The following is a 24,618-nucleotide window of genomic DNA, read 5'->3' as shown; positions in this document are numbered from 1 at the left end:
TCTTAGAAGTATTATAAAACAAAAAAACCACAACAATTAAGTTGTGGTTTTTGTTGTGGTGCCTCCAGGAATCGAACCAGGGACACAAGGATTTTCAGTCCTTTGCTCTACCAACTGAGCTAAGGCACCATGCTTAACTTAGCGGTTGCAAATATAGTACCTTTTTAAAGTTTTGCAAACTTTTTGAAGAAAAAATGTTCTTATATTTGAATTGAAATGAATCTACCTATGAATTTAATTATTGATGAAGGAAATACCAGAATAAAACTTGCTGTTTTTGATGGAAATAAGATGCTTGATTTAGAGCAGGTTAATTTTGATTCTTGTGAAAAAGTAATTCAAGAATTAATTACAAAATACGCTTTTAAAGGAGCAATCGTTTCTTCGGTTACTGATAAAATTTTAGAGATTTTTAATTCTTTACCTATTAAAAACAAGATAATCCTTTCTCATACCACTCCAATTCCTTTTAAAAACTTGTACAAAACACCTAAAACTTTAGGAGTTGATAGAATTGCATTAACTACAGGAGCCTATATAAAGTATCCAAATCAGAATTGTTTAGTAATTGATGCGGGAACTTGCATTACTTATGATTTTATAAATGAAAATGGATGCTACCTAGGTGGTGCAATTTCTCCAGGTATAGAAATGAAGTTTAAAAGTATGCATCTGTTTACTCAAAAACTCCCTCAATTGTCTGTAAAAGAGGAGTTTGTTTCTTTAGAAGGAGAAACAACAGAAGCCTCTATGTATAGTGGGGTTTTGAATGGTACAATGTTTGAGATAGCAGGCATGATTAACTCTTATGAACAAAAATACGGGATTGTTAATATAATATTAACAGGAGGTGATGCTAAATTCTTGTGTAAGCAATTAAAAAATAGCATATTTGTCAACCCGAATTTTCTGTTAGAAGGATTAAATGAGGTTCTAACATATCAAAGTACAGATGAAGCAAAGAAAAAATAGTGTCTTAATATTTATAGTATCAGTTTTTATTTCTAGTGTTTACGCACAAGAGCAGCAGGTTTCTTCTTTGTTGTCTAATTATGGTTTAGGAACTCCTTTTTCCCAAGCTACTACTGCTGAAAAAGGTCAAGGAGATTTATCAGTAGTAAATAACAATACTCAAGAAGTAATTTCTATAACAAACCCAGCATTATTAAGTAATTTGCAATTAACTTCTTTTTCACTTTCTATGAATGCATTAGGAACTAATGTTGAAACAGAAAATGCTACTTATAATAGTTCTGCTATTTCGTTAGCAAACCTATCTTTAGGATTTCCGTTAGGAACAAAAGGAGGTGTGGCAGTAGGATTAAGAGCCCATTCTGCCGTAGGTTTTGAAATAGATAATGATGATTTTTACAACTACGGAAGCGGAGGTGTTAATCAGGCTTATTTTGGATTAGGATACAAAGTCTTTAAAGGTTTGTCTGTAGGAGCACAATTCAATCAGTATTTTGGAAGAACAGAAAAAAAACAAGCTTTTAAAGGAGTACAACAATCTACTGTTTTTGACAATACTTATAATGTAACAGGTACTTCTGCTAAAATTGGACTAGAATATAAATATGCATTATCAGAAAAATTAGAAGCTACCATTGGTGCTACCGGTGTTTTAGCTTATGATATTACTGCAACAGGAACTTCAAAGTTTTACGAAGCTATTCAAACAGATGAAAATGTATATTCTGAGATAGGAGATAATAGCCAACAAAAAAGTATTAGTGGAACAGAAACGAATCCATTTAAATCTATAGTAGGATTAGGATTGGGACAACGTAATCGTTGGTTTGCAGGGCTTTCTTATGAAAATCAGGATGCATTGTCTTACACAGGAGCGGTTTTTAATCAAACAAATTCATCAGAAATTACAGCATCTTACGAAGCTTCTAATAAAATTAGTATTGGAGGATACATAATTCCTGAAAAGTATGCGTTAAAAAACTATTTTAATAGAGTAGCTTATAGAGCTGGTTTTAAATACGAAACAACAGGATTGGTGCTAAATAACAACAGCGTTAAAAATCTTGGCATGTCTTTTGGGTTTGGTTTACCTGTAGGAAAAAGAGTTTCTTATTTAAATCTATCATTTGAACTTGGTAAAATTGGAGATGTAGATAAAAACAAATACCAAGAAGAGTATTTTAACGTGGGAATTAATTTCTCACTTTCAGATAAATGGTTTAATAAAAGAGTAATAGACTAACAATAATCACAATGAAAACAAAACTAATCACATTATTTACAGCCTTATTTTCGGTTTTTATGTTCACTGCTCAAGCGCAAGATGATTGTGCTTTGAAGTACAACATGTTAAAAACGGATATTAAAACAAAAAATTACGATTCAGCATTAAAAAATTTAGAATACAGTTTAGATAACTGTGCTAATTTAACAGCTAACATATATAAGTATGGAGGTGGATTAATTAATACGGTTTTAAAAACTGCTACACCAGAACAAAAACCAGCAATTGTAGCCTTAGGTAAAAAAATGTTTAACAAACGTTTTGAGTTTTATCCAAATGTAGACCCTGCAAAAGCACATAGTGATTATGCAGATTTCTTAGTAGATACAGAAGGAGATAAAGAAGAAATTTACAGCCACTACGAACAAGCATTTAAAATTGATCCTACAAAATTAGGAGTAGGTTCTATTATTTATTTCTTTAATGCAGTAGTAGAAAAGAATAAAGATCACAATTTACAGTTAGTATTTAACACATACGATGTTACTGTAGAGGCAATGAATAAAAAGGTTGAAGGTTATTTAGAAATTGTACAAGAGTTACAAGCTAAAGAAGAATCTGGTCAAACATTAATTTCTTCTGAAAAGAGAAAATTAAAAATAAGTAGCCAAAACTCTAAAGCTTTAGGTCAGGTAGAAGGAATTTTAGATAAGAAAATTGAAGAAATTTCTACTTGTGAATATTTAATTCCTTTATACAAAGAAGAATTTCCATCTCACAAAACAGATGTACAATGGTTAACAAGAGCTATTAACCGTATGTTTAAAAAAGATTGTACTCAAGATCCATTGTATACTGAATTAGTAGCTCAGTACCAAGATGTAAACCCATCTCCAGAAGCTTCTGTATTGTATGCAGGTATTTTAATGGACAAAGGAGAAACTGTAAAAGCAATTGAGTTTTTTGAAAAAGCTATTTCTCAAGAAACAGATCCTACTAAAAAAGCGAAGAACTTATATAAAGTAGCAAATATCTTTAAAAAGAGAGGACAAACTGCAAAGGCTGTTTCTTATGCCAAAAAAGCTATTGCTGTAAAACCTAACTTAGGTAGAGCTTACACATTAATAGCAACATCTTATGCAGATGCAGCTAACAGTTGTGGTAGAGATGAGTTTGAAAAACGTATGACTTATGTAGTTGCAGAAAGCTATGCTTTAAAAGCGGGTAGAGTAGATCCAAGTATTGGAGTATATGCTGCAAACTTAGCAAGATCTTACAAAGCAAATCAACCAAGTAAAAAACTAGTCTTTAACAATGAGTTAGGATTAAAATCTGGAGATAGCTATACTGTTGAATGTTGGATTCATGAAACAGTAAGAGTACCTTAAGCTAAACTCTTATAAAAAATTAAAAGCCAAAGATATTTCTTTGGCTTTTTTTATGCGTTTTTGTTTGCTTAAGAATAGAAATCATTAGAATTTATAATTATATATTTGTAGGACTTACAAAAGAAGATGAATCAAAGGAAAAGAAATAAAATAAAAACAAACCAATGGGGGATATCCCTATTTATTATGGTTGTTTTTTTTAGTTGTAAAAATTCCTCAAAAGAAATTAATGACTTTTTAGCCGATCAGAATTTACCTATTGGTGTTGCAGAACATATAAACCATGTGTATAAAGACTCAGGTAGAGTTACTAGTAGGTTAATAGCTCCTGTACTATGGGATTATACCAATAGAAAATTAAATCCTTATTCGGAGTTTCCTAAAGGAGTTAAAATTGTTTCTATAGATAGAATTACAAGAGATTCTGTAACCGTAACAGGAAACTATGCAGTTAGTTACGATTTAACTCACTTTTCTGAAATTATAGGAGATGTAGTGGTTATTAACCATCAGAACAATGCAACTTTAAATTCCGAGCAAATGTATTGGGACCAAAAAGAACAATACTTTTTTACAGAAAGTCCTTTTACTTTGTATACAGAAAAAGATACCTTGCACGGTGTTGGTTTTGAGTCGGATAGTGGTTTAAATAATTGGATATTAAATAATACAAACGGTAACTTTGTTGTCGATAATAAAGAAGAATCAAATGAATAAGTTTTCAAAAATTATAGCGTGGGCATATTTAGCCGTAGGATTTGTTTTTTTAGTAGAAGTATTTACAAATTGGAATACCGATAGACAAAAATCGTACGTTTCTTTATTTATGGCTGCTTTGGCATTCTTTATGTTTGTTTTTAAACGTAAGTTTAGGAGTAAACAAATGAAAAAATAACTTAAATGGATCTAGAAAACCTCATAATTCTTATATCAATATTACTTTCAGCCTTTTTTTCGGGCTTGGAAATTGCTTTTGTGTCTTCTAACAAATTGCAAGTAGCTCTAGAAAAGAAAAAAGAGGGATTAACCTCTAAATTGTTAACCATACTAACAGAAAAATCATCAAGATTTATTACAACCATGTTGGTAGGTAACAATATTGCTTTGGTTATTTATAGTTATTACATGGGAATTAAATTGGTATCTATTTTACCAGAGCCTTTTAACGATTCTCTATTTATACAAACAGTAATTTCAACATTAGTTATTCTAATTACAGCAGAGTTTTTACCCAAAGCTATTTTTAGAGTGTATGCCAACGAAACCTTGCGTTTTTTTGCATTACCTGCCTATGTGTTTTACATTCTTTTTTATCCAGTATCTGGGGTGATAAAAAAAATATCAGACGGATTGTTAAAATTATTTTTTAATACCAGTTCTGAAGAAGAAGAAGAAGATTTTAGCAAGGAAGAATTAGGACATTACATAGACAAGCAGATTGAAACAGGTAAGAGTGATGATGTAATAGATTCTGAAATTCAGATTTTTCAAAACGCATTAAGCTTTAACTCTGTAAAAGCACGTGAAATTATGGTGCCAAGAACAGATATTGAAGCTGTTGAAATTCACGAACGTGTAAGTAGATTAAAACTCCGTTTTGTAGATACAGGTTTTTCTAAGATATTAATTTATAAAACTTCTTTAGATGATATTGTAGGTTATGTACATGCTTTTGATATGTTTAAACTTCCTAAAAACATTAAATCTGTAATATTACCTGTAGAGTATATTCCAGAATCTATGATGATTAACGATGTGTTAAACGTAATGACTAAAAAGCGTAGAAGTATAGCAGTTGTTATTGATGAATATGGAGGTACATCTGGAGTAATTACTGTAGAAGATATTATAGAAGAATTGTTTGGAGAAATAGAAGATGAGCACGATAAAATAGCTTTAACAGATGAAAAAATTAGCGATAATGAATATCAATTATCTGCAAGGTTAGAGGTGAACTATTTAAATGAAGCTTACGAATTAAATATTCCTAAATCTGAATCTTACGAAACCTTAGGAGGTTATATTATAGAAAGCATAGAAGACATTCCTCAATTGGGAGAAGAATTTGTAATGAATAACCTATATATTAAAATTATTAAGGTGAACAATACACATATAGAAGAAGTGTATATAAAATCTAATTACGCAGTAGAGTAAGTTTTTTCTTTAATTCCCATCTTTTTGTTTTCTGATTTCAATTGAAATTGTATTTTAGCGGACAATCAAAAATAATTACACATAAGTAAATGGCAATATTATCAAAAATCAGAGATCGTTCAGGATTTTTAATCATCGTTATTGGTTTAGCGATGTTTTCATTCGTAGTGAGTCCAAAGGATATCATCGACTTTTTTAGTAATAAAAATAGCGACATCATTGGAGAAGTTAACGGAAAAGAAATTACCTATAAAGAATTTGCAACTAGAGTAGAGAATGCAAAAAATCAAGGAGGTCAATCATCTTACGGAACTTTAACTATGGAAAACATGGTTTGGAACCAAATGGTAAGTGAAAAAATTTACGAATCTAAGTTAGAAGAAGCTGGAGTTATTGTTGGTGAAGGAGAAATTTGGCAGTCTATTATTACAAGTCCACAAGTAACTAACTCACCTCAATTTAAAAACGCACAAGGTGTTTTTAATGAAGATTTGTTAAAAGAATATATTGCAAATTTAGAAGCAGATAAAACTCCTGACGGGAAAGCTCGTTTACAAGGATGGTTAAGCTACGAGAAAGCAGTAAAGCAAAACTTGTTAACACAAGCGTATAACGAATTGGTAAACGTTGGGTTTTCTGTTCCAGAAAAAGAAGCTGTTAACGATTATGTATTAAACAATACCAAAGTAAGTGCAGATTATGTTTACTTACCGTTTGCATCTATTCCAAATACAGATGTAAAAGTAACAAAAGAAGAAGTTGCTAGTTATGTAAAAGAACATGCAAGCTTATTTGAAACGGAAGAAACTAGAGATTTAAAATTAGTTAAGTTTTCTTTTCAAGCATCTAAAGAAGATGAAGAAGAAATTAAGCACAACTTAGCTAAGTTAGTAGAGGATAAAGAAGAATACAATAAAATATCTAAGAGTACAGAATTAGTTAAAGGATTTAAAAACACTCCAGATGCATTTTTATATGCAGAAGAAGTAGGTTCTGATTTACCTTTAGAAAATAGATTTCAAGCAGAAAGCGAAATTCCAACTGTAATTAAAGAAGAAATTACAAACGGAACTAAAGGAGCTGTTGTAGGACCTTATAAGTTTTCTAAATATTACAAGTTAACTAAGATTATTGATTCTCAAAAATTACCAGACTCGGTAAATGCAAGTCATATCTTAATCAATTTTGTAGGAGCACAAAGTGCACAAGCAAACACAACAAGAACTTTAGCTGATGCTCAAAAATTAGCAGATAGTATTTTAGCAGTTGTTAAAAAATCGCCTAGAAAATTTGCTACGTTGGCAGAGAACTATTCAATTGATCCAGGTTCTGCATCAAAAGGAGGAAATTTAGGATGGTTTGCATACAGAAGTATGGTTCCAGAATTTAGAGATTTCTGTTTTGAAAACAAAAAAGGAGATATTGGAGTGGTAAGAACTAACTTTGGTTTTCACGTTATTAAAATTGAAAATCAAAAAGACTTTAATCAAGCCTATAAATTAGCGACTATTTCTAGAAAAATAGAAGCTTCTGAAGCTACAGAAAACAAAACTTTTGAAGAAGCTGAAACTTTTGCAAACGAATTAAGAAACGGTGGAGATTTTGAAGCGTTGGCTAAAGAAAAAGGATATGCAGTAAGTCCAGTAAATGGATTAAAAGCATTAGACGTTTACGTTGGTTCTGTTGGAGAAAACAGAAGAATTGTAAGATGGGCTTTTGAAGAAGATACAAACATCAACTCAACACAACGTTTTGATTTAGATGAAAAAGGATATGCGGTAGTCGCGTTATCTGGAAAACAAGAAAAAGGATTAAAATCTGCAACAACAGCGTTTAGCCAAGTTGAGCCAATTTTAATGAAAGAGAAAAAAGCAGAAATTTTAAAAGCTAAAATGGATGCAGGAAGCTTAGAGGCAATTGCTAAAGCAAACAATGTAGAAGTTGCTAGTTTTAACGATGTTACTTTAGGAGCTCCTACAATTGCAGGAGTTGGTATTGAACCAGCTGTAGTAAGTGTAGCTTCTGTAGCAACTCCAAACAACTTGGTAAAAGAAGTTGTAGGTAACAAAGGAGTTTTTGCAGTGGTAACAAAATCTGTAAAACAACCTAAAGAAGAAGATGCCAAAGAGAGTTTAGAAGTTGCTTCTACTCAATTAAAATCTTCAGTATCTAGACAGTTATTTACAGGTTTAAAAGACAATGTAGAAATTAAAGATTACAGAGCTTCACGTTACTAATCTTTACACAAATAAGATAAAAAAGAGGCTTTTAAGCCTCTTTTTTTGTACTCATAATTAACCTTTCATACCTTTGTGATATGATCACTCAAGAACAACTACAAAAGCTTACTGAACGAGTTGTAAAGCTTAAGGAATATTTAGAAATAGATAAAAAGCTAATAGAAATTGCCAACTTAGAAGAGCAATCTTTGGCTCCTGACTTTTGGAACAATCCAAAGGAAGCAGAAGCGCATATGAAAGTTTTGCGTGGAATAAAAAAATGGGTAAATGATTACAAGCAAGCAACAACTTTTATAGATGATTTAGGAGTTACTCTTGAGTTTTACAAAGAAGGAGAAGCTACCGAAGAAGAGGTAAATGAATTAGAAGCTGAGGCTGTTGAGCTGATAGAAAATATTGAGTTTAGAAACATGCTTTCTGAAGAAGGTGATGAAATGAGTGCGGTTTTACAAATTACTGCAGGTGCGGGAGGAACAGAAAGTTGCGATTGGGCGGCTATGCTGTTACGCATGTACAGCATGTGGTCTAACAAACAAGGTTTTAAGTTAAAAGAACTAAATATGCAAGATGGTGATACGGCTGGTATTAAAACCGTAACCATTGAAATAGAGGGTGAATTTGCTTTTGGATATTTAAAAGGAGAAAATGGAGTACATCGCTTGGTAAGAATTTCTCCGTTTGACAGCAATGCTAAAAGACATACTTCATTTGCTTCTGTATACGTATATCCTTTGGTTGATGATTCTATTGAAATTAAAATAGATCCATCAGAATACACTTTTGAAACCATGAGAGCTAGTGGAGCAGGAGGTCAGAATGTAAATAAGGTAGAAACTGCTGTGCGTTTACGTCACCATCCTACAGGAATTATTATAGAGAATTCCGAAACCCGTTCTCAGTTAGATAACAAAACCAAAGCAATGCAATTGTTAAAATCTCAGTTGTACGAATTGGAATTACAGAAAAAAATGGCTGCTCGTACAGAGATTGAAGCTAATAAAATGAAAATAGATTTTGGATCTCAAATTCGTAACTATGTAATGCATCCTTACAAATTGGTAAAAGATGTACGAACGGGACATGAAACAGGAAATGTAGATGCAGTTATGAATGGAGATATTGATGGTTTCTTAAAATCATATTTAATGAAATCTGGACAACCAGAAGCTAAAAACGAATTGTAATAAAAATTAAGATGATTAAAATATATCACAATCCACGTTGTACAAAGAGTAGGCAAGGTGTTGCTTTTTTAGAAGCTAAAGGACTTGATTTTGAAGTTGTAAAATATTTAGAAGACAATTTTACCACTAAGACTTTAACAGAAGTGTTAACTCAGTTAGATATGAAACCAATAGAATTGGTTAGAAAAACAGAGGCTATTTGGAAAAGTGAATTTAAAGGAAAAGAATTATCTGATGCTGAAATTATACAAGCAATGGTAGAACATCCTAAATTAATAGAAAGACCTATTATTGTAAACAATAATAAGGCAGTAGTAGCAAGACCCACCGAAACAATAGAAAATGTGTTATAAGTAGTCTTTATTTTGTAGTTTAAATTGATGCTAAGAAAAGAATCCATAGCCACAGAAATCTTTAAAAATATTTCTTTGAGCCAAAAAGAAATAGAATTGATAGAACCAAAATTTCATAAAGTTTTGGTACAAAAATCGGAGATTATTTTAAATGTTGGAGAAGTGGTTTACGATCAATATTATGTAGCATCTGGATGTTTAAGAATTTTTTATAGAGATGCCTCTGGCAAAGAACATACAGTACAATTTGCTATTGCAGATTGGTGGTTAAGTGATTATACTGCGTTTTTTACAACATCAAAAGCTATAATGACTATAGAATGTATTCAGCCTTCTGTTTTGTATAGAGTGTCTAAAAAAGACATGAACTTTTTGTATAAAAATGTACCACAAACAGAAACCTTTATTAGACTAAAGTTAGAAAAGGCATATGCTTTTTTTCAAAAAAGAATTTTAGGAACCTTATACAAAACAACCAAAGAACGTTATTTAGATTTTGTGTTAACCTACCCAGATATAGAAAAGATGGTTAAAAACTATCACATAGCTTCTTATTTAGGGGTAACTACAGAAACATTAAGTAGAATTAGAAAAGAAATAATAGAAAATTGATTTCTTATCATAAATCAATTTTTTAAACTCAATATAGTATTAGATTTGTAGTACTAAACTATTTTAAATGCGTTATGACTAAGAAAGTTTTAAACTGAAACTTTACTTATCTACCCAAGAAAAAATATCTATAAAATTTTTGTAGCGACTCTAACTTGTTTAGAGTCGCTATTTTTTTATCTTACTCCTCTTATTTTATAACAAGTATCTACATGCACAGACATTTTTTAATACACAAACCTTACGGATATATTTCTCAATTTACGAGTGCCGAAAAGAATGCGCATAAAAAAAAGTTTTTAGGAGATTTGTACGTTGTACCCAAAGAAACCATGGCTATTGGTAGACTAGATGAACCTAGTGAAGGCTTATTGTTATTAACAACAGACGGAATGGAAAGCGAAAGAGTACGTTCTAAAAAGGTAGAAAAAGAATATCATGTTCAGCTTGATGGTATAATTACAGAAACAGCAATTAATCTGCTTAAAGAAGGTGTTTTAATAGGAGTAGAGAAAGAAAAATACCAAACGCTTCCGTGTGTTGCTAAAAAAATAGAAACACCGGTAAAACTACCACATAGAGCTAAAACAGTAAGAGATGATAGGCATGGTCCAACTAGTTGGGCAAGTATTACTATTACCGAAGGAAAATTTAGACAGGTTAGAAAAATGTTTTCTGCCGTAGGCTATCCTGTTTTACGTTTGATACGTGTAAGAATTGGGAATATGCATTTAGATCAAATACCAGAAACTGGAATATTAGAGGTAGAATCTTTTACATAAATGATTGGTGTTTTAGATAACTTTTCCAATTTTTTTGATAAAATCATCTTTGTAAGTAAGACCTATAGGAATCCATTTTTCATCAATAATAATTCTGTTTCGTTGTACAGAGTATATATGTTTTATAGATACAATAAACGATTTATGAACTCTAACAAAATTTTGATTTCCTAGTTTTTCTTCAAAACTTTTTATACTGCTAAGGGTAAGAATAGGTTTTTTTAAATGCGTATAAATTTTAAGGTAGTCTTTTAAAGATTCAATATATTTAATATCATCTAAATCAATCTTAATATTCTCGTATTCAGATTTTACAAAAATATATTGTTGTTGCGTATTACTTACCTTTGGTTCTATAGGCTTTTCTACCTTTAATTTAAATTGATCATGAGCTCTAGTGGCTGCTTTTAAAAATCGATGAAATGGAATGGGCTTTACCAAATAATCAATAGCATTTAAATTAAATCCCTCTATAGCATAATGCGTATAAGCAGTGGTAAAAATAAACATTGGCTTATTGGTAAGCGATTTTAATTACATCAATTCCAGAAAAATTAGGCATTTCAATATCTGTAAAAATCAAATCAACCTCTTGTTTTTCAAGGATTTCTGTAGCTTCAAAACCATTGGAGCAAGAAGCAACCAATTCTAAAAAAGAAATCTTAGAAACAAAATCTTCAATTAGTTCTACAGCTAAAGGCTCATCATCTATGATAATACATTTCATGTTTTTATTGCTTTTTTAGTTGAATGTTTAGGTTTACTTTAAATGAATTTTTATCAGCTGTAATAGTTAATTCATGTTGATTAGGATACAGTAAATTTAATCTGTTTTTAATGTTTTCTAACCCAATTCCTGAGCTTTTGTTTTTATCTTTTTGTATAGACAATGTATTGTAAACATATAGATGCAGTACATGGTTGGTAACCGTAATTTTTATACAAATATCTGTGTTACCTTTAAAATCTGTACCGTATTTAAACGCATTTTCTATAAACGAAATTAGTAATAAGGGTTCAATTCTATAATTTAAATCTCCAATAATATTAATTCTAACACCGCTAGAATCTTTTAACCGCAAGAGTTGTAGGTCAATATAATTTTGAATGTAGGCAACCTCTTTTTTTAAAGGAACCAATTCTTCATTTACCTCATAAATCATATAACGCATTAATTCGGACAATGTTATAATAGCTGTGGTTGTATCATCCGATTTTTTATTAGCTAAAGAGTAAATACTATTTAAGGTGTTAAATAGAAAATGTGGATTTAATTGTGTTCTTAAAAAAGATAGTTCGGAACTAACTTTTTGAGAAGCTATTAAAACTCTCTCTTTTTCTTTTTTGTACCATTCCATCATTAAACGTGCACTAGTACTTAGAGCAAAGAACAAAATTACTAACAAATAATTTAAGAATCCTGGATGTTTAAAATCTCTTCTAAATCTTGGAAATATGGTGTTTGGATCATCAAATCTAGGTACTCTAGGATTAAAATCTCTAAAATTAGGATGTCTATTTAAAGGTTCTATAAGCATTGGAATCAACACAAAAAAGACAATGGAAACGGTGATGTATAAAAATATTCTTTTGTTTAATAATAAATAAGGCACCAAAATTAAGTAGTTAAAATAAAACACACTTAAGTAGGTTACAGCTTTGATATAAAAGTCATTTGGTATAGTGTTAAATTTTAAATAGAGCTGAATACCTAAAATGGCAAATAGTAAAATCCACACCAAAAAGTGAATAAGAATTGCAGATGACTTTTTAAATACCATATTAAAATTTTTAGAAACAGAAATTGAGAGTTCTTTTGTAATTAACAAAAAACTCTCAAAGTAAAAAAAGGATTGGGTGTTATGTATATAGATTAATCATCTTCATTTTCTAATTCTTCGGGTCTAAACTCCCAAACATCATCAAAATAGTAGTTTCCGTTTCTACCCATTAATAGATATGCTTTATTGTCAAAAACAAAAGCAGATGCATCTTGTCTTGCAGAACCTTCAAAGTTTGGCATTTCTTCCCAAGTATCTGTTGCAGGTGTGTATTCCCAGGTAGTAGAGTTTACAATGTTAGATATTCCTGTAGAAACATATCCTTTTCCATTTAGAGATAAACCAACACCATTGCTTAGTAAAATTTCATAGTCATCATCATCATCTTCGTCATCATCCAAATCTGTTAATCTTGTCCAGTTGGTTCCATCAAAAGCGTAAAAATCTTCTTCGTAAGATCCGTTGTGAATTCCTCCACCAATATAAGCTACATCGTTAATAGTAAATACAAAAGCTTCTTGTCTTTTTTCTCCACCAAAACCTAAAGCTTGTTCCCAAGTATCTGTGGCAGGGTTGTATTTAAAAAAATCTTTTTGCTCGCTACCATCGTAACCACTACCAATGTATCCGTTATTTCCAATAGAAAAACCAATGGCATTGTATCTTGCTGTTCCAATAAAGTCAGCTTTTTGTGTCCAAGTATCGTTTGTAGGATCGTATTCCCAAAAATCATTTAACCTGTTGCTACCATCGTATCCTGTACCTATATAGCCTTTTCCATTAATAGTAAAACCTACAGCACCACTTCTAGCTACACCAGGAAAAGCTGCTCTTTTTACCCAGTAATCGTTGTCAGAGTTGTATTCCCATGTATCTGCTAAATAATCATCACCATCATACCCTGCAACTAAATAACCTTTAGTACCAATGGTAAAACTTACAGAGTTAGATCTAGAATTTCCATCAAAAGTGGAACTTTCTACCCAGTTTCCAAATTCATCGTCGTCACTATCATCGCTAGAACAACTAATTAGAAAGACTGACGTAAGTACTGATAAAGATAAAAGGACTCTTTTAGGTATTAAATATTTCATTTAAAAAGGATTTTATTTTGGTTAACATTTTCTTGATTATGAACCAAAAGTAGGAGTTGCTTTAGAGAAAAAACCACAAAATAGATTAACACGTAAAATGTATCTATATAGTTGTTAAAAAAAACGATAAAATTGAATTTTAGCCTTTTTACTGGTTTTTAAAAGTTATCTATAAAAAATAGGTGTTGGTATATTTGTTAGCTCTTTGTTTAGAGTCCTCCAATATATTTGTTTAAAAAAGTAAACAATGAGGTTTTTATTTGTGTGGATACTGGGGGTGTTGTTTTTAACATCATGCTCATCGGATGAATTAAGTAATTATACTGTTGGAAGCAATTTTGTTGAAAGTGATATACGTGTTAGGGAAATAGATACTTTTTCTATAAATACAGGAACCTATTTATTAGATTCCTTAGAAACGTCTAGCACAAGTAGAATTTTATTAGGAAGTGTTACTGATGATTTTTTAGGAAAATTAACTTCCCAGTCATATTTTGAGCTACAGAACGGAGTTTTTACAATAGACTCGGAAGCTGTTTTTGATTCTATTGGATTTGTTTTAAGTTATGATGGATATTATTTTGCAGATACTACCAAAACACAAACCTATACCATACATAGAGTTTTAGAAACAGTAGAACCTGTGGAAGAGGATGCTTTTTACAACACCTCTAGCTTATCCTATGCTAATGAGTCTTTAGGATCTTTAACCTTTGTTCCTAAAATTAGTCAAGATTCTATTTACATTCCTATGGACAATACATTGGGAGCAGAAATTTTTGATAAAATTCAAGACAACGAAATTAATAATGTAGATGATTTTATTCAATATTTTAAAGGTGTAACCATTGTTCCAGATACTTCTTTAGATAGTCATATACTAGGTTTTAATGTAGTAACCAGTGCCAACGTAGCTAATAATTCTTGCATGAGGCTTTATTTTTCGGTACCACAAGGAGGAGGAGATGCTGTGATCAGTTATTACATGGATTTTTATATTTCTAGTATTGATAAGCAGTTTAATGCCATTAAAACCGATTTGTCATCTGCAGAAATAAATGGTTTTACCAATGTAGAAACGGTAATTTCATCTGAAGATTCTAATCAATTATTTTATAGTCAGGCAGGAACGGGAATTTCTGCTAGAATAGAAGTACCACATTTAAGACAGCTAAAATACATAGCAGAAACAGGTACGGTGTTAGATGCTGAATTGGTTTTTTATCCGCACAAGTCAAGTGCTAACATAGAATTTTTTCCGGAAGTTTTGTACGTCTATATAGTAGATCATAAAAATAGAATTATAGGTACACTTACCGATGCAGATGGAGCATTGGCCAATGCAATACTTAATGGAGGATATAACGAGTTTGAAAACACTACATATTATTCAGTGGATTTAACAGGTTTTGTAACACAAATGATTAATGCTGATGAAGCCTTAAATTATGCTTTAATGGTGCAGTTTGCTAATTTATCTGACAACGTAGATAAGATAATATTAGAGAACAAAAACAATGTTAAACTAACCGTTAAATACTTAAATTATTAAAAGCATGTTTAGAATTATTATAGTGTTTTATTTGTTTACTGCAACTCTTGTTTTACAAGCTCAGAACATTAACTCTCCGTATTCATTATATGGAGTAGGATCCGAAAATATTGCCGTTTCTGGAGGATTGGCAGGAATGGGAAATTCTGGAATTGCAGAAAGTGTTTTTAACGAAATCAATCTTTTTAACCCAGCCAGTTTAGGAGCTATGGTACCCGAAACTTTTTTGCAAGAACTGGGAGTAAGCGGTTTGTATAGTACTTTAAAAAATAACAGTATTAGTGAAAGTTCTACAAAAGGAAATGTATCGCATATAGCGTTTGCGTTTCCTCTTAAAAAAGGATGGGGAATGAGTTTAGGATTATTGCCTTACACCTCTACAGGTTACAAAGTAGATATAGCTAATAATATTGATGGTGGAATAGGTACTTACACAACAAGAATTACAGGATCTGGAGGCTTAAACAAAGCTTATGTGTCTACAGGTTTTAAGTTAGGATCTAGATTGCATTTAGGATTAGATTTTTCGGCCTTATTTGGTTCTATCAAACAAGATAGTCAGTTGGCTGTTGGTTATGCGGTAAATATTAATGAAACTAATTATTACAATGGTGTACTTTTAAAAACTGGGTTTCAATATGCTTTGTTTCAAAAAGAAAAATACAAAATAACTTTAGGGGGAGTTTTTGAATTGCCATCTTCTTTAAGTGGATCACAAACAAGAACATCCTATAAAACATCTGCAGCTGGATCTGTAACTATGATAGAAGAAGATGAGGAATATGATTTAGACAATGTAGAGCTTCCTATGTCTTTTGGTTTTGGATTAAATTCTACATTCAATCAAATAAAAACAAACTTAGATTTTAAGAAAACGTTTTGGAGTAATACCAACCAACAATTAAATGATGAACGATATGTAAATCAAACCATGTATGCTTTTGGTATGGAATACAAAAGTAACAATATCTATAGTCGTACTAAATACAGATTTGGGTTAAATTACAATACGGGATTTTTAAATATATCTAACACCCAAATAGATAGTTACTTTGGATCTGTAGGAATTGGTTTTCCTATTAACAAATCTGGAGAGGATAGAGTAAATATATCTTATTCTTATGGTAAAGAAGGTGCTATAAACGGAGGTTTGGTTCAAGAAAATTTTCATAAACTAACCTTGAATTTAAGCTTTATGGGGAACTGGTTTCAGAAAAGAAAAATTAAATAAGTTTTATAAAAAAAGCCTCATATTTAAATGAGGCTTTCCGAACTGGGAGGTTCTATGTACTTTTATTTTTCAAAAAGCACAATACTTTCTATGTGAGCAGTGTGTGGAAATTGATCTACCATACTCATTTTTGTAATTTTATATCCGGCTTGCATTAAGGTTTCCGTATCTCTTGCCTGTGTGGCAGGATTACAAGATACATATACCATTCTACTAGCTCCTAATTTAATTACTTTTAACAATGTTTTTGGAGCAATACCTGCACGAGGAGGATCTAAAACAATAGTTTCTATTTTTCCGTTGTATTCCGGATATTGATTTAAGAATTTACCTACATCAGCAGCAAAAAAGTCTACACCTTCTATACCGTTTCTTTTGGCATTTTGCTTTGCATCTTTAATAGCATCTTCAACAATATCTACACCAATAATTTTAGCATCGGTAGTTTTAGAAGCTAAAATTTGTCCAATAGTTCCTGTTCCACAAAACAAGTCCATTACTATTTTTCCGTTAACAGTTTCTGCTTTTTCTAAAGCATAATCTATGACTTTACTGTATAGTTTTTCGGCAGATTTTGGATTGGTTTGAAAAAAACTTTTCATTGAAATTTCAAAATTCAATCCTAATAAGTTTTCTACAATTCTATCTTCTCCAAAAACCAAACGCTCGTTACCAGTAACCGCTAAAGTTCTGTCACCAATTTCATCGTTAGTTGTGTGAATTAATCCTGCTATTCTGTCTCCAAACAATTCTTTTAACAAGGCTACAAATCCATCCATATCAAAATGAGATATTTGTGGAGAAGTAGTTACCAAATTACATAGAATTTGATTGGTTTTGTAAGATTTACGAATCACAAAATAACGGAAAAAACCTTTTTTTTGTGGAGCGTGCCAAGGTTCTAAACCTGAATCTATACAGAATTGACGGATGTTTTTTAAATTGTTTTCTACCTCAGCATCAAACAAACCAGAATCTTTGTCTAAGTTTTCTGCACACCACCAAGTACCACGTTTTTTAAATCCTAAAGCAAATTCATCAACATCTGTTTTTTGTTCAAAATCATAACGAATGGCAGAAAAACCATACTCCATTTTGTTTCTGTAATGGAATACTTCTGGCGATGCAATAAATTCATCAAATAAGTCTTCTATATTTTCAACTTTACCAATACGTTTAAAAAGTTCTAGTGTACTTTGTTTTTTGTATTGATGTTGAAGGTCTATAGGTAATTTTATATATGGAGCTCCAGGAATGGCTTGAAAAGGTACTTCTACCTCTTGGTCTGATGGCGATAAAACTTCAAACAATTTAGCTTCTGCATATCGTTTGCTTGTTTTTTTTATTTGACATCGAACCGTTTGTCCAGGTAAAGTATTGGGTACAAAAACCACAAACTCTCCTTCTTCGTTTCTTATCCTTCCAATCCCTTTTCCTCCAAAGGCATAGTCTTCTATAGTAATAGAGATAATTTCACCTCTTTTTACAAAATTATTTCGTTCTCTTCTTGGCATGGGGCAAATGTACTAATACTAGTTTATATACTTAGATAGTTTCTGTTTAAAAAGTGAATTTTATTATTTGTTTTGGACAATTAAAAAGGAGGCTTATAAAATAGTTTTAATTATTTTTTTAAGTACTTCAATATCACTTCCTGGACCAATGGTTAACAATTTGGGACCCGTTATAGGCGTTCCATTAAAAGGTCTAATGAATATTTCCCCATCAGGTTTTCTTTCAAAAAAGGTAAAGTTTTCTTCGTTTCCAATTTTAGTACAACCTTTTACTCTTAAGATACTTTTAGGTATTGCCTTACAGATGTTGTGAATATCATTTAAGTTAGATAAATTAGGTAAATCACAAGAACAAGAAGCCCAATGTGTTTTTAAGTGTTCTAGTTTTTGAGCTGTGTTTTTAGAAGGAGAAAGTTCTGAAAGAAGAGAGACATCAATATCGGCCATAGTGATGATATTTGCATAAGGATTTAATTTTTTTAGTTCACTAATAACCTGTTTATGCCTGTCTTCTGATGTTTTTTCTATATGAGTAAGTACTATTAACGATGAAACTTGAATTTGATTGGCTTCTAATTCATTATGGTCCTCTCTTTTTTGCCAGTTTTTTAAATCAACTACAGAGATTTGTATAGGGGGTAAAAATTGATCATTTAGGCCTACACCTAAAAACTCCATTAAAGAACAAGCATCTGATGTACCATTCGCTTCAATTAAAGTTACTCCTTGTGTGCGTACTGGAATACGATTTACAGAATCTCTCAACTCATTAATTCCAGAGCAACAAATACAACTACCAGTTAATGCTCTAATAGATTTAGGAGGTATTTTATCAATTAATTGGTTTGCATCTAATGCTGCATTTTCGTAATCGTTAAGAATAACAAAAGGATTCCAGCCTAGACTTACATAAGTATTGATTAAGTGTTTTAATAGTGTTGTTTTTCCTGCACCTAAAAAACCAACAATTGTAATAATAGCTTCCATGTTTTAAATAAATATAATCAAGGGTGTTTATACTATTAGGATTTAACCTAGTTCATAAACACAATATAAGCATTTAGAGAGGTAGCAATTAGCAACCAAACAAAATAAGGGGCTATAAAAAGAGATGTTAGTTGCAGTTGTTTGTAGTAGTTATATAAAAAGAAACTCACCATTAGCGTAAGCAATACAATGTTAATGAAGCCTAACACATCTAAATGATAGTAGAAAAATATAGGATTCCACAATACATTTAAAATCCATTGAATGGCATACAAGCTTATAATTTTTTTAGAAGTTACCAAAGGATATAGGTAGGCCATATATACAGCAAAACAAATCATAATAAAAGACCATGCAATTCCAAACATATAACCAGGTGGAGTCCACGGAGCTTTGTTAAGATTAGCATACCAGTTAGAGCTTACTCCTGCATTGGTAAACAAACCACCAATAGCTAAAGCTGTAAAATTTAAAACTAAAAATAAGAGGATTCTTTTAAACATAATTCTATTTTTTTGGATGCTAACTATCTTGGTTTTTGATGATGTTCCATTTGTATAGCAATTTCATCAATACGTTTTTGTCTGGTTTCTGGCTTTTTAGCTGATACGACTTTGTACAATAGTATTTTTCGTAATGATTTGCTTAGGCTTAAGAAAAACTCTGTAGCATTTTTGTGTTTGCTAAGGGCTATTTCTAAATCTTCTGGTACAATAAGAGCTTCTACGCTATCTAAAATAGTCCAAGAACCGTTCTGTTTTGCTGTTTTAACACTTTCTATTCCAGCAGGTGTCATCAACCCTTGTTGGGTAAGCACTTCAATTTTATCTTTGTTAATTTTAGACCAATTGCTTTTTGCTTTTCTTTTTCCAAAATACTGCATGTATTTTTCTGTATCAATTGGTTTTTTAACACTATCAATCCAACCAAAACAAAGAGCTTCATCTACAGCTTCACTCCAAGTAAGTGTAGGTTTATGAGTATGTTTTTTATAAATAATAAGCCAAACGGCATTTTCTGTAACATGATTTTTTTCAAGCCATAGTCTCCATTCTTGTTTGCTAGAAGGACAAAAACTATTGATTATTTTTTTAGTCATGACTTAAAATATTTGTCAGAAAGGTAACTGTTTTATTCGTTTGGAATAATATTGTTTGTTAGTAATAAATAATCTAAATAATTGGTGATTAATTTATTCTGAGTGCTTAATAATTTTAATTCCGATTCTATTAATTTTTCCTGCCTCTTGTTAATTAAAAACATAGAGCTTTCACCATAATCAAATTTTAAGGTTTCTGCATCTAATAGTTTTTTGTAGCCTTTAATGTTTTGTTCTAACAAATGAATTTGATTGGCTAACGCTAGTTGATTCTTTTGATTGGCAATAATCTTATTTTGTACTTCTGTTTTTTTGTAAGCAATTTCGTAGTTAATTTCTTCTACCTTGTATTTGCTTTCTCTGTACTTTCCTCTTTCCGACCTAAACAACAAAGGAATGGTAAGACTAGCGTACCATTTGTAATTGTCTACATCAAAATTAGGATTAATAGTTTCATCAGTAGTACTTAACAGCTGATTGTATTTTAGCTTTAACTTAGGTTTTAATTTTTCTCTAGTTAATTTTTGCTTTAAAATTAAAACCTCTTTCTTTCCAATTTTTTCTGCAATTACAGGAATGCTGTCTAAATTGTTTAATAATTTAATTTCATCATCTTCTGTAGCAATGGTTTGGAATTCTGGTTGAATCTCACTTTTTAAACCAATAGGCATGTTATCTAACCATAAGTTGTTTTCAACCTTAAGTCTTTTTTCGGTTAGTAGTTGCTGGTATTTAATTAAATCTATTTGACTGTTTTGTAAATACACATTGGCTTCTAAAGTATCCATGGCTGTTTTTTCTCCACTAACCAAGGCACTTTTTGTATTGTCTAAATAAAGTTGACTCAAACGCAAGTTTTGCTGCATGGTTCTGTAAATGGCAGCATATTGTTGCCATTCTGCATAAGCTATAGATGCCGAATAAATTAATTCATTTAATAGTTGAAGTTGTTGGTTTTTGGCAATTTCTTGATATACTTTTGCTTGTTTTAGAGCCGTTCTACGGGTATTGGTTAATAAGCCCTGTAACACATCTACTTCTAAACCAGCACTCCACAAACCACTTCCGGTAGTTTTGTTTTCTGGGTTTAAATAGGTTCCAGAATTGTTGTCAAAACCTCCTGTAATATTTACTCCAATAGGAGTGGGAATGGTTATTTTGTTTTTAAAAATATTGTAATATTCTTTGTCTTTAAATTGTTTTTGGTCTATGCTAGATACCAAGCTAGGATCAAATCCTCCTTTGGCAGTTAACAATTGAGCTTTGGCAATTTTTTCTTTTAACAAAGCGCTTTTTGCAATAGGATGCTCGTTAATTATATTAACAAGATATTCTTTATACGTTAGCGTAGGCCGTTCCGTAGTTTGCGTAAAACCACTTACGGAGATCAATAGAATAAGTAGAGAAATTACTTTGGTCATTATTTTACTGATTTGATAGGTGCTTTTATTTTTACTTCGTCAGATTTTCCATCTTGTTTTTCTTCTCCAGATCTGTAAAAGTCAGGAGGGAATCCGTTTAAGTTTCGCCACAATTCATACCAAACTGGTACATCGTTCAACAAAATAAATGTGTAAGTTCCTGTTCCTACTCTTAAATTTTCTGGCCATTGCTTAGAGTTGGTATCAGGAGCAATTAAAACTCTGTATTTTCCGTTTTCACTAATGTGTTGATCTATGGCAAATATTTTTCCAGAGAAAATACCCGTAGATTTTTCTGGCCAACCGCTAATAACCAATGCAGGCCATCCATCAAAACGCAATCTAGAATGATCTCCAATTTTTAACAAAGGCAAATCTTGAGGTTTTACATATACTTCTACTGCTAAATCATAAGCAGCAGGCATAATAGTTAAAATGTCTGTTCCTTCTTTAATTAACTGCCCTGTACCTTTTTTAATGGTTTTGGTAATGTATCCATTGGTAGGAGAGGTTACGTAATATAGATTTCTTCTTTGCTGATAATTACTTAATTGATTTTTTAACTTAGAAGTATTAGAGGTAGCTTCTAATTTTGCAGACAAAGCACTTTGAATATCTGAATTGACTTTAGATATTTTTTGATTGTAATCTTGTTCTGTAGAAGCTAATTCTAGTTTGTAGTTGATATACATGTTTTTCTGATTCTCTAACTTGTTTTGTTGAGATAGAAATTTAGCATATGCTTCTTGTTGCTTTAATTCTTTTTCCTGTAAATCGGAAAGTGATTTTAAACCTTGTGCGTGTAATTCTTTTGTTCGATTGTATTGATTAATAGCAATATCTGACTTAATTTTATAAGAAGTCAAATCAATACTATCTATACTAATTTTGTTTTTGGTCTGAATAATCTTATTTCTAACCTGTTCTAGTTTTAACAATCTACTTTCTTTAATAGATGCTAATTGCGATTTTAAAGCAATTACTTTATCGTCATAAGAAGTAATACTTTCAGACTTTGCATCTACTTGTTCTTGTGTTCTCGAAATTAAATCAGGATCAAAATAATCGTTTTTAACTTCTGTGATATAAATTAAGGTATCTCCTTTTTTAACATAATTTCCCTCTCTTACGTACCATTTTTCCAACCTACCCGAAATAATAGATTGTACAGGTTGTGGTCTTTGCTCTGGCAACAAGGTGGTTACGTATCCTTTTCCTTTAATGTTCTGAGTCCAAGGCACAAAAATAATTACCGTAAAAATTAGAATAATTCCAATGCTATAGTAAAAACTTTTTTGAGCGTGATTTTTTCCTTTTAAAAAGTGATATGATTTAAAACCATCTAGCTTAATCATATTCCTGATGCTGTTTTCAGATATATTTAACATGGGGCTTATAGTTTTATAATTTGATTAGACTTTTCTGCCCAATATTGATAATCTGCTACTACAAGTACTGTCCATGTTTTTGATGGATTCATAATATAATCAATAATAGATTTTTTCTCTTCTTGGTCAATAAATTGTAAAGGATCTTCTAGTAATAACATTTTAGGGTTAGCTACCAATGCTCTGGCCAATATTATTTTTTGAATAATACTTCTAGGCATACGTCTACCTTGAGAATCTACTTCTGTTAGTATTCCTTTTTTCTGTTTGTAGATGTAGTCAGACAAGCCTAAAATATCAAATATTTCATTTAAGTTGTTAGAGTCTACAGTTCTATTCATTAAAATGTTTTCCTCAATAGTTCCTTCAAACAAACCTGTGTTTGGAGTAATAAATCCAATATGTGTGTTGTAAGAATTATGAGAATAATAGTTAGAAGGTCTATTGTTAATTAACACCTCACCCTTTTCTACTCCGTGTATTCTAGCTAAAATATTTAACAAGGTAGATTTTCCTTTCCCTGTTTTTCCTTTTAGCCAAACTTTTTCTCCAGAGTTAATTTTAAAAGAAAAATTATCAAACAAGAAACGATCTTCGTTAGGATATTTAAAAGACAAATTATTTACTTCTACAACTAATCCTGTATCAGTACTTAATTCACCACTACCTGTATCTCTATCAATTTCTAAATCGGTAACATGTCCAATTTTGTCTAAGGCTGTTAATACATCATAAATAGTTTCTATAATTCTAATAACCTTTTCAACAGAGTTGATAATTAAAATGATAATAATTTCAGAAGCCACAAACTGACCAATGTTCATTTCTTGCTGGAATACCAAGTATCCACCTAAAACTAGCAGCCCTGCAGCTACCCATACTTTAAAACCAATAAATAGAATAAACTGTTTGATTAATATTTTAAAGTGCTTTTCTCTACTTTCTAAATACTGAATGTTAATAGCATCCGTTTTTTCTAAATGTAGATTTCCTTTATTATGTATTTTAAAGGATTTTGTATTACTAGCAATTTCTTCTATCCAATGTGCTAACTTGTATTTAAATTTACTCTCTTTTATACTTGTTTCTAGTCCTTTAGGTCCTGTTATTTTAAAGATTAAGTAAATAATTAAAAACAGCGTAATTCCTAATAGAATAAAATAAGAGCTATAAAAAGTTAACATAATTAATCCAAAAACAATTTGAAAAACTGCTAAAGAAAAATCTATCAATATTTTAGGAAGTCCCTTTTGTATGGTTAATACATCAAAAAAACGATTGACCAATTCTGGAGCGTGTACCTTATCTAGACTAATTTGCTTTATTTTAGGAATTCTAAAGGCAAATTCAAATGCCGATTTGGCAAAAATATCTTGTTGAATGTCTTCTACAATTCTTAGCTGATTAATTTGTATGGCACCAGAAACGGCAATACCTATTAATACAAAAATAACCAATACAATCCATGAGGTAGTAAGTTCTCCTGTTTGTAAATAGTTGATAATTGCTTGAATTCCTAAAGGTAGCGATAGGTTTACAATACCACTAATAATAGCGTAATAGTAAATAAGCCTAATTTGCTTTTTGTACGGGTTAATTAGTTTCCAAAACCGAACTAAAGGAGATATTGTCATATAG

Annotated in this window: 24 protein-coding genes and 1 tRNA gene; 13 read left to right on the top strand and 12 right to left on the bottom strand. The window is 31.0% G+C overall.

Translation table 11 applies throughout. From position 1 onward, the window contains the following. Positions 1–56 precede the first annotated feature (56 nt). Positions 57–129, bottom strand: a tRNA-Phe gene (locus tag GGR97_RS05105). Positions 130–228: 99 nt separating this feature from the next. Here GGR97_RS05105 and GGR97_RS05100 point away from each other — a divergent pair. From GGR97_RS05100 to GGR97_RS05050, 11 genes are all read left to right on the top strand, one after another. Continuing rightward, positions 229–972, top strand: coding sequence for a type III pantothenate kinase (locus tag GGR97_RS05100; protein WP_167897442.1), 744 nt, complete (start codon positions 229–231; stop codon positions 970–972). Further along, entirely contained in the window at positions 953–2,215 is a 1,263-nt protein-coding gene (locus GGR97_RS05095) for a hypothetical protein (RefSeq protein ID WP_167897441.1), read from the top strand. Before GGR97_RS05100 ends, GGR97_RS05095 begins: the two co-directional genes overlap by 20 nt. Before the next feature lie 11 nt (positions 2,216–2,226). Then, complete coding sequence (locus GGR97_RS05090) at positions 2,227–3,585, top strand: tetratricopeptide repeat protein (protein WP_167897440.1); 1,359 nt, start codon at positions 2,227–2,229, stop codon at positions 3,583–3,585. 126 nt (positions 3,586–3,711) lie between these two features. Continuing rightward, positions 3,712–4,302 carry an LPS export ABC transporter periplasmic protein LptC gene (lptC, locus tag GGR97_RS05085; protein ID WP_245229454.1) on the top strand — a complete coding sequence of 197 codons (591 nt, stop codon included), beginning with the start codon at positions 3,712–3,714 and terminating at the stop codon, positions 4,300–4,302. After that, positions 4,295–4,480 (top strand): hypothetical protein, encoded by a 186-nt coding sequence (locus tag GGR97_RS05080; RefSeq protein ID WP_167897439.1) that lies wholly within the window; start codon positions 4,295–4,297, stop codon positions 4,478–4,480. The genes lptC and GGR97_RS05080 overlap by 8 nt, the downstream gene beginning before the upstream one ends. Before the next feature lie 5 nt (positions 4,481–4,485). Beyond that, the gene (locus GGR97_RS05075) at positions 4,486–5,742 is read left to right on the top strand and encodes a hemolysin family protein (protein WP_167897438.1); all 1,257 of its coding nucleotides are present in this window, start codon (positions 4,486–4,488) and stop codon (positions 5,740–5,742) included. Positions 5,743–5,831: 89 nt separating this feature from the next. After that, positions 5,832–7,979: a peptidylprolyl isomerase gene (locus GGR97_RS05070; RefSeq protein WP_167897437.1), complete on the top strand. Its 2,148-nt coding sequence runs from the start codon at positions 5,832–5,834 to the stop codon at positions 7,977–7,979. Positions 7,980–8,059: 80 nt separating this feature from the next. Continuing rightward, positions 8,060–9,166 (top strand): peptide chain release factor 2, encoded by a 1,107-nt coding sequence (prfB, locus tag GGR97_RS05065; RefSeq protein WP_167897436.1) that lies wholly within the window; start codon positions 8,060–8,062, stop codon positions 9,164–9,166. Positions 9,167–9,177: 11 nt separating this feature from the next. Continuing rightward, entirely contained in the window at positions 9,178–9,519 is a 342-nt protein-coding gene (gene arsC, locus GGR97_RS05060) for an arsenate reductase (glutaredoxin) (protein WP_167897435.1), read from the top strand. Positions 9,520–9,594: 75 nt separating this feature from the next. Next, a complete protein-coding gene (locus tag GGR97_RS05055; RefSeq protein ID WP_245229453.1) occupies positions 9,595–10,131 on the top strand; it encodes a Crp/Fnr family transcriptional regulator in 537 nt (178 codons plus the stop codon). A 212-nt stretch (positions 10,132–10,343) separates the two neighbouring features. After that, positions 10,344–10,913: a pseudouridine synthase gene (locus tag GGR97_RS05050; RefSeq protein ID WP_167897433.1), complete on the top strand. Its 570-nt coding sequence runs from the start codon at positions 10,344–10,346 to the stop codon at positions 10,911–10,913. Positions 10,914–10,925: 12 nt separating this feature from the next. On the opposite strand, the gene GGR97_RS05045 is transcribed toward GGR97_RS05050, so the two are convergent. From GGR97_RS05045 to GGR97_RS05035, 4 genes are all read right to left on the bottom strand, one after another. Continuing rightward, positions 10,926–11,423 (bottom strand): LytR/AlgR family response regulator transcription factor, encoded by a 498-nt coding sequence (locus GGR97_RS05045; protein ID WP_317165741.1) that lies wholly within the window; start codon positions 11,421–11,423, stop codon positions 10,926–10,928. Positions 11,424–11,427: 4 nt separating this feature from the next. Further along, positions 11,428–11,640 (bottom strand): LytR/AlgR family response regulator transcription factor, encoded by a 213-nt coding sequence (locus GGR97_RS15390; protein WP_317165740.1) that lies wholly within the window; start codon positions 11,638–11,640, stop codon positions 11,428–11,430. A gap of 4 nt (positions 11,641–11,644) precedes the next feature. Then, positions 11,645–12,694, bottom strand: a complete 1,050-nt coding sequence (locus GGR97_RS05040; protein WP_167897432.1) for a sensor histidine kinase — start codon at positions 12,692–12,694, stop codon at positions 11,645–11,647. Between the two features lie 92 nt (positions 12,695–12,786). Beyond that, positions 12,787–13,788: a Kelch repeat-containing protein gene (locus tag GGR97_RS05035; RefSeq protein ID WP_167897431.1), complete on the bottom strand. Its 1,002-nt coding sequence runs from the start codon at positions 13,786–13,788 to the stop codon at positions 12,787–12,789. A gap of 247 nt (positions 13,789–14,035) precedes the next feature. Between GGR97_RS05035 and GGR97_RS05030 the strand changes: the two genes are divergently transcribed. Then, on the top strand, positions 14,036–15,340 hold the full coding sequence (locus GGR97_RS05030) for a DUF4270 family protein (RefSeq protein ID WP_167897430.1): 1,305 nt from the start codon (positions 14,036–14,038) through the stop codon (positions 15,338–15,340). A 4-nt stretch (positions 15,341–15,344) separates the two neighbouring features. Continuing rightward, positions 15,345–16,571, top strand: a complete 1,227-nt coding sequence (locus tag GGR97_RS05025) for a hypothetical protein (protein WP_167897429.1) — start codon at positions 15,345–15,347, stop codon at positions 16,569–16,571. Positions 16,572–16,633: 62 nt separating this feature from the next. On the opposite strand, the gene rlmD is transcribed toward GGR97_RS05025, so the two are convergent. The 7 genes from rlmD to GGR97_RS04990 all read right to left on the bottom strand — a co-directional run bounded on the left by rlmD (position 16,634) and on the right by GGR97_RS04990 (position 24,614). Then, the gene (gene rlmD, locus GGR97_RS05020; RefSeq protein ID WP_167897428.1) at positions 16,634–18,085 is read right to left on the bottom strand and encodes a 23S rRNA (uracil(1939)-C(5))-methyltransferase RlmD; all 1,452 of its coding nucleotides are present in this window, start codon (positions 18,083–18,085) and stop codon (positions 16,634–16,636) included. 93 nt (positions 18,086–18,178) lie between these two features. Then, positions 18,179–19,072 carry a GTP-binding protein gene (locus GGR97_RS05015; protein ID WP_167897427.1) on the bottom strand — a complete coding sequence of 298 codons (894 nt, stop codon included), beginning with the start codon at positions 19,070–19,072 and terminating at the stop codon, positions 18,179–18,181. Positions 19,073–19,119: 47 nt separating this feature from the next. Continuing rightward, the gene (locus GGR97_RS05010; RefSeq protein WP_167897426.1) at positions 19,120–19,575 is read right to left on the bottom strand and encodes a TspO/MBR family protein; all 456 of its coding nucleotides are present in this window, start codon (positions 19,573–19,575) and stop codon (positions 19,120–19,122) included. A 23-nt stretch (positions 19,576–19,598) separates the two neighbouring features. Next, complete coding sequence (locus GGR97_RS05005; RefSeq protein WP_167897425.1) at positions 19,599–20,171, bottom strand: YdeI/OmpD-associated family protein; 573 nt, start codon at positions 20,169–20,171, stop codon at positions 19,599–19,601. Between the two features lie 32 nt (positions 20,172–20,203). Then, positions 20,204–21,592 carry a TolC family protein gene (locus GGR97_RS05000; protein WP_167897424.1) on the bottom strand — a complete coding sequence of 463 codons (1,389 nt, stop codon included), beginning with the start codon at positions 21,590–21,592 and terminating at the stop codon, positions 20,204–20,206. Further along, positions 21,592–22,980 (bottom strand): HlyD family secretion protein, encoded by a 1,389-nt coding sequence (locus GGR97_RS04995; protein ID WP_167897423.1) that lies wholly within the window; start codon positions 22,978–22,980, stop codon positions 21,592–21,594. The genes GGR97_RS05000 and GGR97_RS04995 overlap by 1 nt, the downstream gene beginning before the upstream one ends. A gap of 5 nt (positions 22,981–22,985) precedes the next feature. Beyond that, positions 22,986–24,614: a peptidase domain-containing ABC transporter gene (locus GGR97_RS04990; RefSeq protein ID WP_167897422.1), complete on the bottom strand. Its 1,629-nt coding sequence runs from the start codon at positions 24,612–24,614 to the stop codon at positions 22,986–22,988. Positions 24,615–24,618: the final 4 nt, after the last annotated feature.

It is taken from the genome of Wenyingzhuangia aestuarii (genome assembly GCF_011927765.1).
Classification (GTDB): domain Bacteria; phylum Bacteroidota; class Bacteroidia; order Flavobacteriales; family Flavobacteriaceae; genus Wenyingzhuangia; species Wenyingzhuangia aestuarii.
This window is presented reverse-complemented; position numbering and strand designations above follow the sequence as displayed.

What these genes read in the sequence shown, in the direction of transcription:
- lptC (WP_245229454.1), top strand. Translation starts at nt 3,712, where the DNA reads ATGAATCAAAGGAAAAGAAATAAAATAAAAACAAACCAATGGGGGATA.
- GGR97_RS05025 (WP_167897429.1), top strand. Translation starts at nt 15,345, where the DNA reads ATGTTTAGAATTATTATAGTGTTTTATTTGTTTACTGCAACTCTTGTT.
- GGR97_RS05035 (WP_167897431.1), bottom strand. Translation starts at nt 13,788, where the DNA reads ATGAAATATTTAATACCTAAAAGAGTCCTTTTATCTTTATCAGTACTT.
- prfB (WP_167897436.1), top strand. Translation starts at nt 8,060, where the DNA reads ATGATCACTCAAGAACAACTACAAAAGCTTACTGAACGAGTTGTAAAG.
- GGR97_RS05045 (WP_317165741.1), bottom strand. Translation starts at nt 11,423, where the DNA reads ATGTTTATTTTTACCACTGCTTATACGCATTATGCTATAGAGGGATTT.
- GGR97_RS05040 (WP_167897432.1), bottom strand. Translation starts at nt 12,694, where the DNA reads ATGGTATTTAAAAAGTCATCTGCAATTCTTATTCACTTTTTGGTGTGG.
- GGR97_RS05000 (WP_167897424.1), bottom strand. Translation starts at nt 21,592, where the DNA reads ATGACCAAAGTAATTTCTCTACTTATTCTATTGATCTCCGTAAGTGGT.
- rlmD (WP_167897428.1), bottom strand. Translation starts at nt 18,085, where the DNA reads ATGCCAAGAAGAGAACGAAATAATTTTGTAAAAAGAGGTGAAATTATC.
- GGR97_RS15390 (WP_317165740.1), bottom strand. Translation starts at nt 11,640, where the DNA reads ATGAAATGTATTATCATAGATGATGAGCCTTTAGCTGTAGAACTAATT.
- GGR97_RS05075 (WP_167897438.1), top strand. Translation starts at nt 4,486, where the DNA reads ATGGATCTAGAAAACCTCATAATTCTTATATCAATATTACTTTCAGCC.
- GGR97_RS05095 (WP_167897441.1), top strand. Translation starts at nt 953, where the DNA reads ATGAAGCAAAGAAAAAATAGTGTCTTAATATTTATAGTATCAGTTTTT.
- arsC (WP_167897435.1), top strand. Translation starts at nt 9,178, where the DNA reads ATGATTAAAATATATCACAATCCACGTTGTACAAAGAGTAGGCAAGGT.
- GGR97_RS04990 (WP_167897422.1), bottom strand. Translation starts at nt 24,614, where the DNA reads ATGACAATATCTCCTTTAGTTCGGTTTTGGAAACTAATTAACCCGTAC.
- GGR97_RS04995 (WP_167897423.1), bottom strand. Translation starts at nt 22,980, where the DNA reads ATGTTAAATATATCTGAAAACAGCATCAGGAATATGATTAAGCTAGAT.
- GGR97_RS05070 (WP_167897437.1), top strand. Translation starts at nt 5,832, where the DNA reads ATGGCAATATTATCAAAAATCAGAGATCGTTCAGGATTTTTAATCATC.
- GGR97_RS05050 (WP_167897433.1), top strand. Translation starts at nt 10,344, where the DNA reads ATGCACAGACATTTTTTAATACACAAACCTTACGGATATATTTCTCAA.
- GGR97_RS05030 (WP_167897430.1), top strand. Translation starts at nt 14,036, where the DNA reads ATGAGGTTTTTATTTGTGTGGATACTGGGGGTGTTGTTTTTAACATCA.
- GGR97_RS05015 (WP_167897427.1), bottom strand. Translation starts at nt 19,072, where the DNA reads ATGGAAGCTATTATTACAATTGTTGGTTTTTTAGGTGCAGGAAAAACA.
- GGR97_RS05090 (WP_167897440.1), top strand. Translation starts at nt 2,227, where the DNA reads ATGAAAACAAAACTAATCACATTATTTACAGCCTTATTTTCGGTTTTT.
- GGR97_RS05080 (WP_167897439.1), top strand. Translation starts at nt 4,295, where the DNA reads ATGAATAAGTTTTCAAAAATTATAGCGTGGGCATATTTAGCCGTAGGA.
- GGR97_RS05100 (WP_167897442.1), top strand. Translation starts at nt 229, where the DNA reads ATGAATTTAATTATTGATGAAGGAAATACCAGAATAAAACTTGCTGTT.
- GGR97_RS05005 (WP_167897425.1), bottom strand. Translation starts at nt 20,171, where the DNA reads ATGACTAAAAAAATAATCAATAGTTTTTGTCCTTCTAGCAAACAAGAA.
- GGR97_RS05010 (WP_167897426.1), bottom strand. Translation starts at nt 19,575, where the DNA reads ATGTTTAAAAGAATCCTCTTATTTTTAGTTTTAAATTTTACAGCTTTA.